The sequence below is a fragment of the Pseudomonas sp. EGD-AK9 genome (assembly GCF_000465935.2).
Classification (GTDB): Bacteria; Pseudomonadota; Gammaproteobacteria; order Pseudomonadales; family Pseudomonadaceae; genus Aquipseudomonas.
In genome coordinates this window covers 1-1414 of sequence record NZ_AVOF01000549.1, presented here as the reverse complement: position 1 = coordinate 1414, position 1414 = coordinate 1, and the positions used below count along the sequence as shown (strand labels likewise).

The following is a 1414-nucleotide window of genomic DNA, read 5'->3' as shown; positions in this document are numbered from 1 at the left end:
GTGAGCGCCATGCGCGCCCAGGTCGAACACGCCGAGGCCACCGCCGGCAAGGCCGAGGCGGCCGACGGCGCGCTCGACGAAATCGTCGCGGCGATCCGCACCATCGCCAGCATGGCCGAACGCATCGCCGACGCCACCGCGCAACAGAGCGAGGCGGTCGGCGAAATCCGCGAGCACGGCGAACGCATCCACCAGCTCGGCGGCGACAACCTGCAGCGCATCGGCCGCAGCCGCGACCAGGGCGAGCAACTGCTGCACCTGGGCGGGCAGCTGCATAGTGCGGTGCAGGTGTTTCGCGTCTAGGCGCGTGCGTCAGCCGGGCACTGCCGCTGCGCTCGCCTCAGTGCTGGTGATGCTCATGGGCGGCCTCGGCCACCGGCGCCTCTTGCTGCACCGCCACCTCGACCTCGACCTGGCCGGCCTTCTCGAAGGTCAGGGTCAGCGGGAAACGTTCGCCGTCCTTGGCCTGCTGCTTCAGCTCGAACAGCATCACGTGGTAGCCCATGGGCGCGAACTGCACCTCGCCGCCGGCGGGGATGGTCACGTCCTGCACCTGCTGCATCCTCATCACCTCGCCTTCGTGCACATGCTCGTGCAGCTCGGCCTTGCCAGCCACCGGGGTGCTGACGGCGAGCAGGCGGTCGGCCTCGCTACCCCGGTTGTGCACCACGAAGTAGGCGGCGGCGGTCGGCGCCACCGGCGGCATGGCGCGCGACCAGGGGTGATCGATATGCAGGTCGCCGGCCTGGTAGTCGTGGGCCTGGGCCAGCAGGCTGGCGCCGAGCAGCGCGCCCAGCAGCAGGAATTTGTTCGGCAGCATGGTGTTCCTCCAGTTGCGATAGTCGGCCGTAGCCTGAATGAATCCGGCGACGCCGGCCAGGGCCGGGTCGCCGCGATGAAGGTGGCGCATCAGTCGCTGGCCAGCCGGCGCCAGGCCGGCAACCGCGCCAGCAGGCGATCCAGCAGCCAGATCAGCAGCAGCGAGGCGCCGACCAGCGGGAAGACCAGGCCGAGCGCCAGCATGATCGCCACCCCGAGCTTCCAGCGCGGCAGGTCGTGACGCAGCGGCGGCACGCCAAGGCGACCGGCCGGGCGGCGCTGCCACCAGAGCAGCAGACCGCTGACCGCGCCGAACAGGATCAGCAGGCAGACCAGCGCCATCAGCAGCTGGTTGGCCAGGCCGAACATCTTGCCCTCGTGCAGCTTCACCCCGCTTTCCACCGTTCTGGCGACCAGGCCGTAGTCGCGCCAGCGCACATCGGCGAGCAGCGTGCCGCTGTACTGATCCAGGTGCAGGGTGGCGTCGTGGCGCGGGTCGTCGGCGAACAGGGCGACGGTGTAGACGCCTTCGGCGCCGCGCGGGAAGCTGACGCTGTAGCCCGGCTGCACAGCCTGCGCCGCGGCGGTGTCGACC

2 protein-coding genes and 1 pseudogene are annotated in these 1414 nt (G+C 70.7%); 1 reads left to right on the top strand and 2 read right to left on the bottom strand.

What is annotated here, in order from left to right:
- Nucleotides 1–303, top strand: a pseudogene (locus tag N878_RS20400) (methyl-accepting chemotaxis protein); the annotation flags it as partial.
- Between the two features lie 37 nt (nucleotides 304–340).
- Here the strand turns inward: N878_RS20400 and N878_RS20395 are convergent.
- The gene (locus N878_RS20395) at nucleotides 341–820 is read right to left on the bottom strand and encodes a copper chaperone PCu(A)C (RefSeq protein WP_021445390.1); all 480 of its coding nucleotides are present in this window, start codon (nucleotides 818–820) and stop codon (nucleotides 341–343) included.
- A gap of 89 nt (nucleotides 821–909) precedes the next feature.
- On the bottom strand, nucleotides 910–1414 hold a 505-nt coding region (locus N878_RS20390), incomplete at its 5' end, for a PepSY domain-containing protein (protein ID WP_021445389.1).

Bases quoted from the DNA above. Each gene is read 5' to 3' on its own strand.
- N878_RS20395 (WP_021445390.1), bottom strand. From the start codon at position 820: ATGCTGCCGAACAAATTCCTGCTGCTGGGCGCGCTGCTCGGCGCCAGC.